This is a genomic window from Vibrio sp. TRT 1302, assembly GCF_050113875.1.
Taxonomy (GTDB): Bacteria; Pseudomonadota; Gammaproteobacteria; order Enterobacterales; family Vibrionaceae; genus Vibrio.
Genome location: NZ_JBNJOF010000004.1, coordinates 96464 through 114067 on the forward strand (window position 1 = coordinate 96464; position 17604 = coordinate 114067).

At 44.4% G+C, this 17604-nt stretch carries 15 protein-coding genes; 9 read left to right on the forward strand and 6 right to left on the reverse strand.

Features of this window, described 5'->3' with window-relative positions; all coding sequences use genetic code 11:
* Window positions 1-232: 232 nt before the first annotated feature.
* Window positions 233-2674, reverse strand: coding sequence for an ABC transporter permease (locus ACQEXP_RS07575; RefSeq protein WP_426969177.1), 2442 nt, complete (start codon window positions 2672-2674; stop codon window positions 233-235).
* 2 nt (window positions 2675-2676) lie between these two features.
* Window positions 2677-3348, reverse strand: a complete 672-nt coding sequence (locus ACQEXP_RS07580) for an ABC transporter ATP-binding protein (protein WP_426969179.1) — start codon at window positions 3346-3348, stop codon at window positions 2677-2679.
* Between ACQEXP_RS07580 and tesA the strand changes: the two genes are divergently transcribed.
* From tesA to ACQEXP_RS07605, 5 genes are all read left to right on the forward strand, one after another.
* Window positions 3347-3946 carry a multifunctional acyl-CoA thioesterase I/protease I/lysophospholipase L1 gene (gene tesA, locus ACQEXP_RS07585; protein WP_426969181.1) on the forward strand — a complete coding sequence of 200 codons (600 nt, stop codon included), beginning with the start codon at window positions 3347-3349 and terminating at the stop codon, window positions 3944-3946. The two genes, ACQEXP_RS07580 and tesA, sit on opposite strands and share 2 nt — an antisense overlap.
* Window positions 3947-4022: 76 nt before the next feature.
* Window positions 4023-5210 carry an enoyl-ACP reductase FabV gene (gene fabV, locus ACQEXP_RS07590; RefSeq protein ID WP_426969183.1) on the forward strand — a complete coding sequence of 396 codons (1188 nt, stop codon included), beginning with the start codon at window positions 4023-4025 and terminating at the stop codon, window positions 5208-5210.
* Between the two features lie 227 nt (window positions 5211-5437).
* On the forward strand, window positions 5438-7360 hold the full coding sequence (locus tag ACQEXP_RS07595; RefSeq protein WP_426969185.1) for a sensor domain-containing phosphodiesterase: 1923 nt from the start codon (window positions 5438-5440) through the stop codon (window positions 7358-7360).
* Window positions 7361-7427: 67 nt separating this feature from the next.
* On the forward strand, window positions 7428-9083 hold the full coding sequence (locus tag ACQEXP_RS07600) for an ABC-ATPase domain-containing protein (protein ID WP_426969187.1): 1656 nt from the start codon (window positions 7428-7430) through the stop codon (window positions 9081-9083).
* A gap of 59 nt (window positions 9084-9142) precedes the next feature.
* Complete coding sequence (locus ACQEXP_RS07605) at window positions 9143-9682, forward strand: GNAT family N-acetyltransferase (RefSeq protein WP_426969189.1); 540 nt, start codon at window positions 9143-9145, stop codon at window positions 9680-9682.
* A 5-nt stretch (window positions 9683-9687) separates the two neighbouring features.
* On the opposite strand, the gene ACQEXP_RS07610 is transcribed toward ACQEXP_RS07605, so the two are convergent.
* Both ACQEXP_RS07610 and ACQEXP_RS07615 read right to left on the reverse strand, forming a co-directional pair.
* Window positions 9688-10305, reverse strand: coding sequence for a DNA-J related domain-containing protein (locus ACQEXP_RS07610; protein WP_426969191.1), 618 nt, complete (start codon window positions 10303-10305; stop codon window positions 9688-9690).
* A 131-nt stretch (window positions 10306-10436) separates the two neighbouring features.
* Complete coding sequence (locus tag ACQEXP_RS07615; RefSeq protein ID WP_426969193.1) at window positions 10437-11276, reverse strand: isopenicillin N synthase family dioxygenase; 840 nt, start codon at window positions 11274-11276, stop codon at window positions 10437-10439.
* Between the two features lie 228 nt (window positions 11277-11504).
* On the opposite strand from ACQEXP_RS07615, the gene ACQEXP_RS07620 reads away from it, so the two are divergent.
* A complete protein-coding gene (locus tag ACQEXP_RS07620) occupies window positions 11505-12116 on the forward strand; it encodes a DUF2238 domain-containing protein (RefSeq protein WP_426969195.1) in 612 nt (203 codons plus the stop codon).
* Here the strand turns inward: ACQEXP_RS07620 and cutA are convergent.
* Both cutA and helD read right to left on the reverse strand, forming a co-directional pair.
* The gene (gene cutA, locus ACQEXP_RS07625) at window positions 12080-12400 is read right to left on the reverse strand and encodes a divalent-cation tolerance protein CutA (protein ID WP_426969196.1); all 321 of its coding nucleotides are present in this window, start codon (window positions 12398-12400) and stop codon (window positions 12080-12082) included. The two genes, ACQEXP_RS07620 and cutA, sit on opposite strands and share 37 nt — an antisense overlap.
* An 11-nt stretch (window positions 12401-12411) precedes the next feature.
* Window positions 12412-14478, reverse strand: coding sequence for a DNA helicase IV (helD, locus tag ACQEXP_RS07630; protein ID WP_426969197.1), 2067 nt, complete (start codon window positions 14476-14478; stop codon window positions 12412-12414).
* A 256-nt stretch (window positions 14479-14734) separates the two neighbouring features.
* Between helD and yccS the strand changes: the two genes are divergently transcribed.
* The 3 genes from yccS to ACQEXP_RS07645 all read left to right on the forward strand — a co-directional run bounded on the left by yccS (window position 14735) and on the right by ACQEXP_RS07645 (window position 17585).
* Entirely contained in the window at window positions 14735-16906 is a 2172-nt protein-coding gene (yccS, locus tag ACQEXP_RS07635) for a YccS family putative transporter (protein WP_269374828.1), read from the forward strand.
* 123 nt (window positions 16907-17029) lie between these two features.
* Window positions 17030-17254 (forward strand): hypothetical protein, encoded by a 225-nt coding sequence (locus ACQEXP_RS07640; protein WP_269375467.1) that lies wholly within the window; start codon window positions 17030-17032, stop codon window positions 17252-17254.
* Window positions 17255-17309: 55 nt separating this feature from the next.
* Window positions 17310-17585 carry a hypothetical protein gene (locus ACQEXP_RS07645; RefSeq protein ID WP_269374829.1) on the forward strand — a complete coding sequence of 92 codons (276 nt, stop codon included), beginning with the start codon at window positions 17310-17312 and terminating at the stop codon, window positions 17583-17585.
* The last annotated feature ends 19 nt before the right edge of the window (window positions 17586-17604 follow it).

Genomic DNA, 17604 nt, shown 5'->3' on the forward strand with positions numbered 1-17604 from the left:
TAAAATCACAATTTTTGCATGGTGAATTAATGACATTTTGACGAAAAAAAAATGAAAAAAATGCTTGACTCAAAAATGGTGAAACCAGAAATAATTGCTTCTGTGAATAACAAATCGTTGACGGGCTTTTGCTATACAGGCTTGTGGCAAATTATAACTTATCTACAGGCCAAGTTATCCCAAACTTTATCCACCGTTTTTGTGGATAACTGAACAACTTGGCCGAATAGATTTAGCTAACTGCCTTATTTATAGGGGTTAGTAGGCCTTTTATTAGGCTGTTAACCACCAGCGCCAATGTGAAAAAAGTACCTAAAGGCAATGTAATCCACAGCACGAGATGTAGGTTGGGCTTAAGATCAAATCCGTACACCATCAGAGCCCCAACGACAGCTTCTGATCCTATTGATGCGATTAAGGCCGCAATCAAAGACATCAATCCATATTCAGCCCATATGGTTTGTTCTACACGCTTTTTACTCGCTCCTAGCGTGCGGTAGAGTTGAATTTCATCCTGTCGCTGGCCTAAACTCAACCGCAACAAGGTGAAAATTAACAATAAACCAGACAATACACCGATTGCTGCCAACAATGTTATCGACCAAACAATCTGTTCAAGCAGTTGCTGAATCTTAGCGCCCATCACGCGTATATCCATCAGACTGACTGTGGGGTATTGACGAGATAGACCATTGAGCAATTCGTTGTGGCTATCTTCAACCCGAAAACTCACTAAGTAAGTAGCGGGTATGTTGGCTAACACGTCTTTGGTAAAGATAAAGTAAAAGTTAGGCTTCATATCCCGCCATTCGACAGAACGGATCGAGTTAACTTTTGCCGTCACGGGTTGGCTATTAATGACAAAACCCAACTCATCGCCAATAGATAGATTAAGTTCATCGGCCACATCCTGTTCGACGGACACACCATTGGTTTCAGTCCATTGACCTGTGATCAATTCATTGTGTGCCGGTATGCCATCTGCAAACGTAAAGTTTATCTCTCTTCTTAACGCGTCACTGGACTCAGGGCCATTGGCCAGAGACTTAGCGTCAACCCCGTTAATGTCAAGCAAACGACCGCGAATGATTGGATAGTCTTGGGAACGCTCAATACCGTTATCATCAAGAACTTTCAAGTAGCCCTCTTTTTCATAAGGCGCGATGTTGAGGGCAAACGCGTTGGGGGCATCTTTGGGTATGGTTCTACTCCAATCGGATAGCAGATCGGTTCGTACTAGCCACATCGTTGACAGCAACATCAAAGAGAGTGCTAAAGCACCGAACTGAATTCCTGTCGCTGACATAGAACGATTTATTCTGCTCAACGCTAACTTGAGCGGTGGAGACAAAGGCATCTTAGCGAGTGATTTAGTAATCACCACACTCAGTAGTCCTAACACAATGAACAATACACCCATTCCTGCTAACACAATCCATACCAATAAATTGTCGTAGTACGCGACTAACATGGGGATTAACGGGAATAAAAGTAGCAGATATCTTTGCTTGCTTTGCTGAGAATGTTGCTCGGCCTGCATCACATTTACCGCACTGACGTTAATCAAATTGAGCAGCGGAATTCCTAACGCAGGAATGGCAATCAGAATACTGGTGGTTATTGCTATTATTGCTGGCTTGATTCCATAACTAGGCAGTGGATTAGGTAATAAATCGACCAACGGTATTCTCAGCAAAAACTCAAGCAGTATGCCTAAAGACGTGCCTAGTACAACAGCAGAAATAAGAAGAATGGATACCTGAGTCAGCAACCAGCGAGTTAACCAACGTTTGCTCGCCCCTAAACTCTTGAGCATTGCAATGGTTCTTTTCCTCGTTGCAACGTAGTGCTGGCAAGTTAACACCAAAGTCGTGGCTGCCATGATGATCACGATAGCCACCGTTAGGGAAAGGTATTGTTCCGTTCTCTGAAATACTTCATTGGTTCGACTAGCACTGTTTTGATCACGCCAACGGTCACTGGGTGTCAATGTGACGTTCGCTTTGAGCTGTTCAATCTCCGACTGCTTCCCGTCAATAAACAGGCTATAACGAACTCTACTGCCGATTTGCACCGCACCCGTTTTACTCAGATCGTCACTATGAATAAACGCAGACGGCATTTGTTGGAATGGGTTAAAACTCAGTCCGGGTTCTTCGACGATTCGCCCGCTGACGGTAAAATCTGCGTCACCAACTGTGACGGCGTCACCAATTTCAACTTGTAGCTGCGCGAATAGCCGCTCGTCTAGCCAAAGCTGCCCTGGTTCAACCCTTGAATATTCATGCTTGTCATCACTCAGTCGCATCTCTCCTTGTAACGGGTAGCGACTATCAACAGACTTCACCGTGATAAGTTTCATCGCATTGTCACTAAATGCCATGGTTGCAAAACGTGTCTGTTGTGAAGCAGTTAGACCACTTTGTTCTACAAGCTTTGTGAGCGTCGGAGGCAAGGGGTTTGAGGAGGTAAATACTGTATCTGCGGTCAAAGCTTGCTTACCCTGCTTGACCACCACTTGCTCCATTCTCTCTGCAAGCGCGGTGAGGGCAAATATACACGCGATGATCATCACCAAAGCAATTGAGACTGGCCATAATTGACCTTGTCTGATCTCGCTAATGCTCCAGCGTATCATCTGATTGTTAAATGCTCCGTGATTTGATTTTCCCATCACTAAGCCTCCAGCTTGCCTGCTTTCATGGTCAACACCCTATCGCAACGTTGCGCGAGTTTCTGATCATGCGTCACCAAAACCAGTGTCGTACCATGCTTTTTATTCAGTTCAAACAGTAGCTCAATGATCGTACTCGCCGTTTGTTCATCTAGATTACCCGTCGGCTCGTCGGCAAACAGTACTTTAGGCTGAATCATAAAGGCACGTGCCAACGCGACGCGCTGCTGCTCCCCACCCGATAACTGCGTTGGAGAGTGATGGATACGATTGCCAAGCCCTACAGACTCAAGTAACGTCGTCGCCCTTTGCTTATCTTCGCTTTCACCTTTCAGCAAACAAGGAAGAGTGACGTTGTCTAACGCGCTAAGACTGGGGATAAGTAAAAAGCTCTGAAACACAAAGCCAACCGATTCACTGCGAATAGCCGCCCTCGCTTCATCATCAAGCGTGTGTAACGATTGTCCTAGAAGGTTCACTTCACCACTGGTTGGGATGTCCAAACCTGCCAGTAATGTCATTAGTGTCGATTTGCCAGCACCAGATGTACCTACAATAGCGACGCTTTCTCCTTCCTTGATGTCGAGATTGACACCTTCAAGGATTGTTAATTGCTCTTGTTTAGTAGAGACTATCTTAGACAATGAGTGTGCTTTAATTACGGATGTTTGCATGTTTCGACTACTTTCCTTTGTACTTTTACTGACTTTTATTAATCCTGCGTATAGCAAAACCCTGATGATTCTCGGTGATAGCCTTAGCGCTGGCTACCAAATGCCGATCGAGCAAGCATGGCCATCTCTTCTTACGCAAGATCTCGCCAATAAGGATCAACATGTTACCGTAATCAATGCTAGCATTTCTGGTGACACTACGGGCAATGGTTTAGCACGTCTTCCTAAACTGTTAGAGCAGCACAAACCTGACTACGTCTTAATAGAACTTGGAGCCAATGATGGACTGCGCGGCTTTCCACCGGGTCTGATTGGAAACAACTTATCACAAATGGTGACGTTGATTAGGCAAACAAATGCCAAACCACTCATTATGCAAATCCACGTACTGCCAAACTATGGCAAGCGTTACACTGAAGCCTTTTCAGCCGTTTATCCTTCATTAGCCACAAAGCTCGATGTCCCCTTACTGCCCTTTTTCCTTGAAGGTGTGATTATCAAACCTGAGTGGATGATGGACGATGGCCTTCACCCTAAGCCGGAAGCGCAAGCTTGGATTTCAAGTTTTGTTGCCAATCAGTTAATTAATCACTTCTAGTTGCCCTAGCTCAATGAAGTTTACATAGCTTTACGTTAATTTGCTCCGAATACCCTCAGTAGGTGAAGGACAAAAAATGATTATAAAACCTGTAATAGATGGCGTTGTTGCTCGTAGCGCACATCCATTAGGATGTGAGCAAGCCGTGCTTAACCAAATTGAATATGTAAAGTCTTCACAACCCATTACCAACGGCCCCAAACGCGTATTAATCATCGGTGGTTCATCTGGCTTTGGCCTAGCCTCCCGAATTGCTCTAACATTCGGAGCTCAGGCAGACACCATTAGCGTATCGTTTGAAAAAGCACCTTCTGAAAAAGGTACAGGGTCTGCTGGTTTCTACAACGATTACTATTTTAAACGCCACGCAAAACGCGCGGGACGAATCGCTGTAAATATCCATGGCGATGCTTTTTCTAAACAGATAAAAGATGACGTCATTGAAGCAATCGAAACCTATTTTGAAGGGGAAGTTGACCTGATTATTTACAGCATTGCATCTGGCGTGAGACCAAAAGAACATCCAGGAGAGTTCTGGCGCTCTGCTATTAAACCGATTGGTCAACCTGTATCAGGGACTACACTGCTGCTTGAAAATGATCAGTGGTATAACTCAACGCTAGAAGCTGCGAGCGAAGAAGAGGCAGAAGCGACACGCAAGGTCATGGGTGGCGAAGACTGGGAAGCCTGGATCGATGCTCTCATCAATTCAGAGTCGCTTGCTCATGGGTGTAAAACGATCGCGTTTTCTTATATCGGCCCAGAACTGACTCACCCAATCTACCTTGATGGTACACTAGGCCGAGCGAAAATAGACCTGCATCAAACCAGCCATTCCTTGAATCTGAAAATGGCAAACTTTGATGGCGGCGCATACGCTACCGTCTGTAAAGCGTTGGTGACCAAAGCGAGTGTCTTTATACCGGGTCTAAGCCCATACATTATCGCTCTGTATAAAGTGATGAAAGAGAAAGGCACCCATGAGGGATGTATCGAGCAAATGCTACGTCTGTTTAGTAGTAAACTTTACGGCTCTGAGCGTGTCCCTGTTGATGGTGAAAGGCTAATTAGAATGGATGACTGGGAACTTGATGCAGACACACAATCACAAGTTACGCAGTTAATCAGTGAAATGGATTGCGGTAACTTCATGCAGTTAGGTGATTACTCTGGCTTCAAGCGAGAGTTCCTCAATTTAAACGGATTCGATTTGCAAGGTGTAGATTATTCCACCGATATCAATATTGATAAGTTTATAAAATGAAGTTATTGTTTTAAAACTACGTCTCATTAGTAAGACAAAGTATATTGATTGCCCCAAAGCTGAGCCTTGGGGCTTTTTTTTGTCTATTTCATCATGCATCCTTAACTCCTGTGCCATCCACCGTTTAATTATTAAACATTTCTTTACCCGTATGTGCATCGTAACGACTATCCTTAAAACAGAGAGCAAGGACTGCCCTTATAAAAACTTAACGACAGGGAGTTTGTATGTCTAAGTTAAATACAGACAACATGGTAATTCCTGATGAAATGAGCTCGGGATGGCAAGTTATCGTTAACCTTTTAGCTGAGATTATTTCCGTACCAGCTGCTTTAATCATGCGCGTACACAAAGAGCACATTGAAGTGTTTAGCGCTAACGATAACTACGCTCATCCCTATCACATTGGGGACAAAGAGGGTTTGGGCCAAGGTCTTTACTGTGAAACGGTGATCAACGAAAATCGGCTGCTCTTGGTGCCTAATGCATCCAAGGATAGCCATTGGCAAAATAATCCTGACATGAAATTCGGCATGTTAGCGTATTGCGGCTTACCCTTACGTTGGCCTAACGGTAAAATGTTCGGAACCATCTGCGCGCTCGATAATAGTGAAAACCCGTTTAATCAAACCTATCAACAATTGTTGATGTCATTTCGTGACTCCATTGAGGCACAGCTAAAAACCGTTTTTCAAAACTATCACCTACAGCAACTCAACAGTGAGTTGGAATCGCGCGTTCAAACTCGAACACAAGATCTGGTCGAACTCAACTTTTCTCTAAACCAAGAGATCGACAAGCGCCGCGCCGCTGAGCGTCAAGTTCGCTATCAGCAGCTGCATGATTTGGGGACAGGTTTTTTAAATCGTTCAGCACTCGAGTCAGAGGCAAGCCGTTTGATCCAAAATGTCTCAGACACTCAATTCCGAAAAGTCGGAGTACTGCATGTCGGCTTTACCAACGGACGACGTATTCAATCTAAGTATGGCTACTCAACTTGGGAACATATTCTTATTGAATTTCGTCAGCGACTTCATCAACACTCAGCATTGAATGTGATAACGGCACGTCCAAGTTCCACTGATTTAGTGTTTATTTTTGAAACCAACAGTTACGACAGCGATATATATCTGCTATGTCAGGAGTTGGTCGATGTCAGCCAGTCAAAGTTTACTGTCGAAGGGGAAAGCCTACACCTACATAGCTATATTGGTGTCGCCAGTTCAGACGAGAGCCAGTGTGCAAAAAGTCTACTTAAATACGCCTCTGAAGCGATGCAATCTTGTAAAGATTCCGGTCATAAGTTCAGTTTTTACTCTCAGGACATCTCCGATACACAGAAAAGCGTCAGCCAACTTGAAAGTTACCTGCTTCAGGCTGTTCGTAACGACGACCTGCTACTCTATTTCCAGCCTAAAGTGTCACCCGAAACCCATCGTTGGGTAGGAGCGGAAGCACTTCTTCGTTGGCGACACCCTATTCTCGGTGATATTTCCAATGAAACACTCATCCACTTAGCGGAACAAAACGGCCTCATCTTTGAGGTGGGTAGCTTTGTGCTTCGTTCTGCGATTCAAAAAGCCGCGGAATGGTCTGCCAAGGTAGATAACTTTCGCGTCAGTGTGAATGTTTCTGCGGTACAGTTGCAAAGTCCACAATTTGTCAATCAAATTGAAGATCTGCTCAATGCCTACGAACTACCTGCACGCTACTTAGAGCTTGAGATTACTGAAAGTGGTCTGATTGCGGATGAAGTCGTTGCACGTAACACGCTTCAGTCGCTGAACAAACTAGGAGTGACACTGTCACTGGATGATTTTGGTACGGGCTACGCATCATTCAATTACCTGAAAAAATTTCCGTTTGACGCGATTAAAATCGATAAAAGCTTTGTCCATCAGCTTGATGAAAGTGAAGAAGACAAAGAGATCGTTCGTTCGATTATCAGTATTGCACAGAAGCTGAGCTTACAAGTTACCGTTGAGGGGATAGAAAACGAACAGCACGAGGCGTTCATCATCACCGAAGGCTGTGATATCGGTCAGGGCTACCTCTATGGCAAACCGATGCCCTATGATGAATTTGAAAACAATCTTTACAATCAAATATCTTCGTCGATGAAATATAGTTACTCATCACAACCACACTAGTCCTTTACTCTCAGGCGAGCGATTCCTATAATCCTCGCCTTTCGTGTTCCCAACCGACGATATCAATATGGATCAGTTAACTGCAAAGCTAAAGAAAATTGAAAAACAGAACTACCGTGCGTACCAGCAAATCAAAGGCGATTACGACTTCGGTGACTACACATTCCATATTGAATACGTACAGGGTGACCCATACGCTTCAGCTTCACGTGTGCGTGCCGTTCGCCCTTGGTCATTAACAGGACTCGCTTGGCTACTCAAGAAATCTGCACACTACCAAATTGCAGCGCGCGATTTTATTGCTCGTAGTTTCGCACAACTTGCCAAACAAGACTCTTTACTTAGTATCAGTTTAACAGGACAAGCGGTACTCGACAGCACGGCGGTTCTATTCACTGATGAAGGCATAGAATTGCGTTTTCGCGTCAATCTGCCAGCAGAGGGACGCTCTGTGTTGGGGAAAAAAGCGGATAACCTTCTGACTTTTCATTTGCCTAAGTACATACGTCGAGCCACGCTTGAGCGTGAACTAGACTTAGAAGCCTTGAAACACCATTGTGAGATCGTTGAAGACCAGTACGCTTTGCGTAGCCAACTTGATAAATTAGGGCTTATCGCGTTTGTTGGGAACGGTTCGATTCTGCCTCGAGTTGCTGGCAACTGCGACTTACCAATGAAAGATGCCATCCCATTTGTTGCCCCGCACTCACTTGAGGTGACAATAGAGACCCCAAACCAAGGCGCGATCACAGGCCTAGGTATCAAGAAAGGCATTACTCTGATTGTTGGCGGTGGATTCCACGGTAAGTCGACTCTGCTAACAGCAATTGAACGCTCTATCTACAATCACATTCCTGGCGACGGTCGCGAAACAATTGTCACCAACGAAGGATCAATGAAGATCCGCGCTGAAGATGGTCGTTGCGTCCATAATCTCAATCTGTCTAACTACATTAACCACCTGCCAATGGGCAAAGATACTCGAGATTTCTCGACTCAGGATGCCTCTGGGTCAACGTCTCAAGCCGCATGGCTTCAAGAGTCTATTGAAGCGGGCGCCTGTGGTTTACTCATTGATGAAGACACCTCTGCGACCAACTTTATGATTCGTGATGAACGAATGCAGGCTTTGGTAAGTAAAGGCGATGAACCTATCACTCCGCTCGTTGATCGCATCGGTCAGCTAAGGGATGAAATGGATGTATCGACGATTATCGTTATGGGTGGTTCAGGTGATTATCTAGATGTAGCTGATACTGTTATTCAGATGCATGACTATCAACCTGTCGATGTGACCGCGAAAGCCAAACAAGTTGTTCTCCAGCATCCAACGGAACGTCACAACGAAAGCGAAGCGGTGTTAGAAACCTTTCCTCCACGAGCACTGAACTGTTCAGCGCTACAAAAGATCTTAGTTGATGGAAAATTTCGAGTCGCTGCCAAAGGCATCGATTCACTTCGCTTTGGCAAAGAGTTCACCGATTTGACTGCGCTCGAACAACTAGAGTCTAGCGCTGAAGTTAACGCCATTGGCTGGCTGTGGTTCCAACTTGCTCAGCGTCCTGGTTGGGTAAACAATCCTGCGAAAGAAATTAAGGAAATGCTGTATGGTGATTGGTCTGCGCTCATGCCAAACCAAGGCGATCTCGCGAAACCACGCCCGTTAGATGTGATGGCAGCGTTAAATAGAATGCGTAGCTCTCAATTTAAACCATCGAAATGATGTTTTAACTGTAACTGATGTATAAAGCGCCTTAACTGGCGCTTTTTAGATCATGAATCATGAGTTTTATACTGGAAACCGAACATCTTATTTTGCGAGATTTTACTCAAGAGGACATTCAGCACTACGTTAAGCAGTGCCAAGATCCTAAGTATCAACGTTTTTACAATGAACAAGATTGCTCACAAACCAAGAGTGAGCAACTGGTTAAGATGTTCATTACGCAAGCTGAACAAAAACCTCGCCAACAATTCCATTTGGCTATTACAGATAAGATGACCGGTAGCTACTTAGGCATTGCCGCTCTGCGCATCGAAGACGAACAACAAGCTTCCATCGGCTGTGGTTTGGTGCGCGGAACACAAGGAAAAGGAGCCAGTGAAGAAGCGATGAGAGCCCTATTGCAATACGGCTTTGACCAATTGTCTGTTCATCGAGCCTATGCGGAAACCATCTCTGAGAATCGAGCAGCAATCAGACTATGCTCACGACTTGGAATGCGGGTTGAAGCGACTCTGGTTGAAAATCGCTATTTTAAACAACGTTGGTGGAACACGACGATCCTTGCAATACTCAAAGAAGAATTTAACCGCTTATGAGAACGTTAATGGCGCAGTACGTTCCATGCTTCGCAGAGAATTCGAAAACGTTCACTGTCTCCTTTCTCACGATCTGGGTGCCATTTGAGTGCCAGTTTTCGCCAAGTTTTTCTAATTTCTGTTTGGCTCGCATCATGATGAAGTTCAAATAGACTCAGCGCCTTCGCTCTGTCCATATCTTTTCCATTGGTGCTTCCAACAGAATGACGGTAGCGCGTCCAGAACTCATTGAGTAAACGTTTCACTTCGCCCTCTTCCGCTTCATAGTTCTTCCAGTGGATGTAGTAATCACGCAGTGGGTCGTTTAGGTCGACTTCATGACCTGCGACTTGATGTGCAGGCATCAGAATAATATTCATTGCTTCAACTTGCAGCCATTTCTCCGGATAGAGCGTTTCCTGAAGTTGGTAGAGCGCATTCATGATAAGAAAGTTACGCTTAAAGAGATCTTTTTCTGGAGAAGGGTCTAGTACGGGAATAAAACCAAGATCGCCCAAATGAGAAGCCAAGGTGTGGACTTTCCAGCCACTCGGCTGTTTTCTAAGTACCTCTAACACCGGCCAAAGCAACGGGTTTTCCATATACTGCTGAAACTGGGCAGTGAGTTGTTGTTTATCGTACATAAGCCTTTCTCTTTTTTTATTCAATAAATGACATAATCACTTATTTGTCGAGTCTCGCTTGTTACATTTGTCGCCTGAGCCATAAAAAAAGAGCCAGCTTTGCTGACTCTTAATTGGAGAACTTATACAGACTAAATGACACCAAGCTCTCTTAGGCGTTCCATCAAGTAGCTATCTGCGGTATGGCGTTCAGATAAGACGACTTCTGGTTTCGGATGAAGGAACAGCGGTAAAGATATACGTGAATGTTCCTGACGTGAGCCATCAGGATTGATCACACGGTGTGTGGTCGATGGGAAGTATCCACCCGATGCTTCTTGCAGCATATCGCCAATGTTGATGATCAAGTTACCGAAATCACATGGTACATCGATCCATGAACCGTCTTTCGCTTTAACCTGAAGACCTGGCTCATTTGCCGCTGGCAACACAGTAAGTAAGTTAATATCTTCGTGGGCAGCGGCACGAATTGCACCCGGTTCTTCATCACCCGTCATTGGTGGGTAGTGAAGTACGCGTAGAAGCGTCTTATCACTGCCGTTAATCATTTCTGACAGTGCAATAGAGAATTTTTCTTGCACGTCTTGAGGAGCGTGCGCTTCAACCCAGCTTAGTAGCTCCGCGGCGAACGCGTTAGCACGCTGGTAGTAATCCATGATTTGCTCTTTTAGCTCTTCTGGAATCTGTCCCCATGGATAGATATGGAAGTACTCTTTGATGTCTTTGACAGTGTGACCTTTTGCCACTTCTGATACTGAAGGTGGGAAGTAACCATCTTGAGTCGCGACATTATAGGTAAACTCATTTTTGCGCTCAGACATAAAGAACTGATACCAGTTCTCATAGATCGACTCAACAAGTTCTTTAGGAATTGGGTGATTTTTCAATACACCAAAGCCCGTCTCACGCAGTGAGTTAACAAATTGCTCTGCAGCATCGTCAGCAAGATAATCAACAGTTTCCAGTTTCATGACTTTTACTTCTAATTGTTATTAATTTCGAGCAGAGATTCTAAGTGTGACATTTAGGTAAATCAAACATTGATGAAATGAAACAGAGAGTTTGACGTTTAAATGTGCTGTGAAATACGCTTTCAACACATTCCGTTATTTCCAACGGTTTGCTAAGCGTACAATTACAATTGAACGGCGTTTTATTATGTGCCAGTATGCTATAAAACTGCCTTTAAGGATGCTGGTATGCGATCTCATTTCCCTTTATTACTAAAGTGGCTCAGCGCTGCGTATATTGCTCTGTTTGTTTTTTCTGCTATTACCCCTTACTCTCGCGCGGTTTGGTTTGCAGAGATTATCCCCGCTTTTGCGATATTTGTCGGTATATGGGGGGTGTCTCGGCACTTCCAATTTTCATCAACAGCCTACCTATTAATGTTTGTTTGGTTGGCTCTGCACACTATAGGAGCCAAGTACTCTTTTGCTCTGGTGCCGTTCGACTGGTTCAATCAATTGCTTGATTCTACGAGAAATAATTTTGATCGCGTCGCGCATTTTTCGATAGGACTATACGCTTATCCAATAGCGGAGTACCTGATTCGTCGAAACAAAATGGCATTTGGTTTTGCGTTGTCCTTCGCTCTGTTTGCAATCATGTCGCTAGCCGCTGGGTACGAAATCATCGAGTGGTGGTATGCTGCCCTCGCTGGAGGAGACGAAGGTATCGCATTCTTAGGCTCTCAAGGGGATATTTGGGATGCTCAAAAAGATATGTTAATGGACACGCTCGGCGCACTTAGTGCATTAACATTGCTGACGGCTCAACAGCGTGTGTTCTCTTCTAACCAAGCCAAATAAGGGTTATAGCCCTCTACAAATGGAATTTGGACGATTTGCGGAACGTCATAATTGTGCAGTTTAACGATCGTCTGTTCCAACTCTGCATAGCATGCTTTTTTGGTCTTCATGATCATTAATATCTCATTGTCGGAGCAGACTTCCCCTTTCCAAACATAATGACTGTGGATTGGCATCGTTTGAATACACGCTGCCAATCCCTTATTCAACACAGAATTAATGATCAATTGCGCACTTTCATCACTATCTGTTGTTGTTAACGTAATGCAATACTGACCGCTCATTGCTGATTTCCTTATTTCTGTACGATGACTGGATAATCTTGCTCACAGAGTTCTTTGACGAAACAAGAACCTGAACCTGTATATGCTACCCAGACTTTCTTTTTCGCTCGAGTTAAGGCGACATAAAACAGACGTCGCTCTTCGGCATAAGGGAAGCTATCTTCAGACTGGGTCAAGGCTCCGTTAATATGCAGCGCTTTGACACGGGCAGGAAACTGTCCTTCATCGACACCAACAACAATAACAAAGTCCGCCTCTTTGCCTTTACTGGCATGACAAGTCATAAACTCAATTGAGAGTAATCCAAAGTTTCTCTGCCAATCACGCAATAGCTCAGGTTTGTGGTAATGGTTACGACCCAGTATCAATACACTCTGAATCGATTTCGCATTCCTGTTCAATTGATCGAGCACTTTTTCCACGTTCCCGGCAGGAATTAGCGTCACCGCTTTCGATTTTTGCTCTTTATGACTATTGAGCGCCTTAGGAATCTGGATTGGGTTTTGCTGCACAAATCGATTCGCCACTTCGCCGATCTTGTCATTAAAGCGATAAGTGGTATCAAGATGATGAATCGTTGAGTTTGGAAAGCGCTTCGCGAATCCAGTAGTAAGATCAACATCTGAACCTGCAAATTGATAAATGGATTGCCAGTCGTCGCCGACAGCAAACAGTATGCAGTTACTATGCTCTTCTTGTTGGCATAGCGCCTCAATCAGTGCTAAACGCTGAGGAGAAATATCCTGATACTCATCAATCATGATGTAACGCCACGGCGATCGAAACTTACCTTTGACGACATATTGGGTCGCTTTGGAGATCATAAGGTTAAAATCGATATGTCCCTGCTCTTTAAGCTGTTGATTCCAGGCTTGGTAGCATGGCCATACCAAAGATAACTCACTGTTTAAACGTGTGTATTCTGGGTGCTCAACCAATAACTGTTGAAGTTCTTTCTTTCCACACTCCATCGATGCGAGCTGGGACAACTGCTGTTCTAGCCACGCGATGAGTTTCGGATTCTCAACATGGCTTCCCAGTTCATCGTCACCAGCTAAGTATGCGATTGGCCACTTCGAGAGATGTTTTTGCCAACGTTTAAAGTTGGTTGGTGTCATCCAGTGTTTTTTGAGCCAATCAATACACCAGCTCTTACGTTGATTATCATCGATCGCCAACGGAGAAATCGTGACAGGTTCGCTCTCGATTTGATTGAGTATATGCAAGCCTAGTTGATGGAAAGTACTGACCTTGACACTTTCTGCACTTAGGCCAACTTTATCACTGAGGCGTTGGCTCATTTCATCAGCGGCATCACGCCCAAACGCGAGCAAGAGAATTTCTTCCGGACGAGCAATGTGACTTTGCAACAGATAGGCAACACGTGCTGTCAATACGCTGGTTTTACCTGAACCCGCCCCTGCAAGAACTAGGTTATTGTTATCGTTAAGCAAAACCGCACGCTTTTGACTTAGATTCAGTGGTGAGGACTCAATTTGCGAAAAGAGCACTTGCCAATTTTCTAGTTCATTCTCCATCCAAAGCTCATTACGTTGTTTTAGCTTCTGATCGGAATCACTAATCCAAGGCTCAATCTTGCCCATGCGCTCAGGCATTCTCAGTAATGCATCTTCAAGATTCATATTCATCTGAGCGAAATCCGCACTAACGGAATCCTGCCATTGTTTTACTGACGAATGGGTAAGAAAAGCAGGTTGACGATGAAACTGCTCAATGGCCTGTTCCCATTTGGGTAAGTGTATAAATAGCTGTTGGCACTGATTTTGGTGCCATTTTTGGTAACGTGCGACGGCAAGGCGCGCGAAGTCTCGGCACTTATCAAGCGGCAGCCCCTGGACTAGCCAAGCTTGCCTTTCGCCTTCATTACTATACGCGAAGAAAAGTAGCCCTCCCCAAAACAGCCCATTTTTGACTTGAACCTGGCCACTCCATACATTAAACGGAATGTGTTCTTCGCTGGTTTCTGAACTGAGGATCAACGCATCGGATTCTAATTCTACTTGATAGTATTCGCGTTGGATAAAAAACTGTGCAGTCTTGTTAGCGGTTAGCTGCATTTCGATGTAAGCCTTCTGATTCCATTGCAATCATCATAACTGAATTGATTTCTCTTTTGACAGATTTACGCTAAAAATAGTGAGTAACACCACTGGTTTTACTCTGGTACAGCGTTCGTTTTCGAACATCCAGAGTTAGTCAAGATCGACAATGGACAAAAGTTAGCCAAAGTATCTAGTATCTTTATTTGGATCAGCTCGTTACCATACAGATCTTGTTATTCTAAACGCACTTATGACCTACAGATTTCTGCAAGTGAATTTATTTAGTCAGCTACGCCACTATTGGGCAAATAAAACCATCAATTATAGCCTGCTCATTCTCGTCACTCTTCTTGGCGTGGTCGTGCCCGCCTGGTACTTGCAGCTCAATGAACAGATCATCCCATTGATACTGGGGGTGATTGCCGCAGCACTAGCCGAAAGTGACGATAGTTTCACCGGACGTCTCAAATCACAGAGTTTGACACTGGTTTGTTTTGCCGTCGCCGCGTTTTCCATAGAGTTGCTGTTTAACACACCGTGGTTGTTTGCCATTGGTTTATTTACCTCAACTTTTGGCTTTATTATGTTGGGCGCTATCGGCCCACGTTACGCCAGTATCGCGTTTGGCTCTTTACTGATTGCTATTTACGCCATGCTAGGTGCTCATCAAAGTACAAATATTTGGTTCCAGCCACTTATGTTGCTCTCAGGTGCGGCTTGGTACTATCTGATGTCTATGATTTGGCACGCACTATGGCCGCTTCAGCCCGTTCAACAAAATTTGGCCAATGTGTTTATTCAGCTCGCCAATTACCTTGACTCAAAAAGTCAGCTCTTTCATCCGGTATCAAATCTAACGCCACAACCGTATCGGTTAGAAGAAGCGCGTTTGAATGCCGCTACGGTCAATGCGCTTAACTCTTGCAAAGCGACTTTTTTAAGTCGTTCAAAGCGTGGTCACGTGGATGCAACTAGCGATAGATTTCTCAACATTTACTTCTTAGCTCAAGACATCCATGAGCGAATCAGTTCAACACACTACCGCTATCAAGAATTGGCTGTCCATTTTGAACGTTCTGACGTTTTATTTCGGTTTAAACATTTGTTAGAGACCCAAGCTAAATCATGTCGAGAAATTGCCAACGCAATACGTTTAGGGAAGGAATATCAACATGATAACCAATCCGTCATGGCACTTGATGAGTTGCAAAACTCCCTTAGCTATTTGCAGTCGCATCAAAACCCACAATGGCGTTCTTTACTCTCACAGCTTGGCTACCTATTTAACAACCTTGCCACGGTAGAGAAACAGCTTAGTAATGTGAACAACCCTGATGCGAACAGGCTTGAAGAAGATGTTCTTGATGACACAGAAGCACATACACTTAAAGCAATGTGGCAGCGGATCAGTGCCAATTTTACTAAGGACTCAATGCTATTTCGCCATGCGGTGCGGATGTCGATTTCATTGACTATTGGTTATGGCATCATTCAATTATTCGATATTGAACGGGGTTACTGGATTTTGTTAACTACCCTGTTCGTTTGTCAGCCAAACTACAGCGCAACACGACAAAAGCTTGTCGCAAGGGTATTAGGTACATTTGCAGGTCTATTCATTGGTGTACCGCTACTGACCTTTTTCCCTTCACAAGAAAGTCAGTTGGTCTTCGTAGTGATATCCGGCGTGGCATTCTTCGCATTTCGTCTGGCTAACTATGGCTACGCAACCGGCTTTATCACCGTGCTTGTCTTATTCTGCTTTAATCAGCTTGGCGAAGGATACGCGGTAGTATTGCCACGTCTTGCCGATACGTTAATTGGATGTGCTCTCGCCGTTGCTGCTGTGGCATTAATCTTACCCGACTGGCAATCGAAACGGCTGCATAAAGTGATGGCAGAGGCGATAGCGGCGAATAAAAATTATCTGGCGCAAATTATCGGCCAGTATCGGATTGGTAAAAAAGACAGTCTCAACTATCGCATTTCTCGCCGTCACGCACACAATCAAGATGCGACATTAACTACCGCTATCAGCACTATGTTAGCTGAGCCTGGTCGCTATCTTTCTGCGGTGGATGAGAGCTACCGCTTCTTAACTCTAAACCACGCCCTACTCAGCTATATCTCTGCATTAGGTGCTCATCGAACCCAAATTGCCGATGATCAAACGCATAAGCTGATCCTTGATGCTCACAGAGTCATTCACCAGCATTTGGAGGTGCTGTTCACCCAGCTTAATCAGCATTGTGATAACTGTGATACCAGCGATATCGATGACCCTGCCTTAGAACAACGCTTATCCGAATGGCGCGAAGAAGACGATGGTTCAGTGCGTATGGTTTTGCAACAGCTCCATCTCATCTACCGAATGTTGCCAGAGCTTCATTCACTCGCGAGTAAATTTGCAGTCCGTGTGGCACAACCTGCTCATTCTGCATAAAACCTTATCTTAGTGAAGAGCCCATGCTCTTCACTAATTCTTAACACTGCCTGACATTACTCGGACAAAATTTCGACACCGTCAAATAAAATACTATTCAATTCCTATTGTAAGGAGTGAGCGATGAAAGGAAACATCTCTTACCGATATGGATTAGAGCCTTATTTGATTGTCAGGTGCAACAATATGACCCCACAACAATTTGAATTAATGAGAGCCCAGCTAAAATCACTGACACCTCAGCAATTACGTACATTACGAGGTGAGATCAATAGCAAACTGGATTCGAGTGACGAGACCTTAGTTACTGACGAAGAACTGTCACTGATTTCGAGCCTTTTTTCTTAGCACAACTTGCTGAAATTTCAATCACCCCTTAAGCTTTAATTAAGCGGAGGTGTTTATGCCAGTATCTTCTGTACAATCCGGTTATCAAATCATTGATATGTCGTCGAAGATGGCCGAAGACGCTGCGCTTGAAATCCAACAAAACCAGCAATTACAATCCATCTCAAACAAAGACGGCTACGAGTTCAACAAAGTCGAATTCAAAGCACCTCCTTCTGATTTTGAACCTCTCACCAAACTCACTAGTGCCGAACGATACAGCAGAATAGGCACCAATGTATTGCAGCGTGACCAAGAGATGATTGGTACTCTGCTTGATATTCACGTCTGACGAAATGAAGTAAATTGTA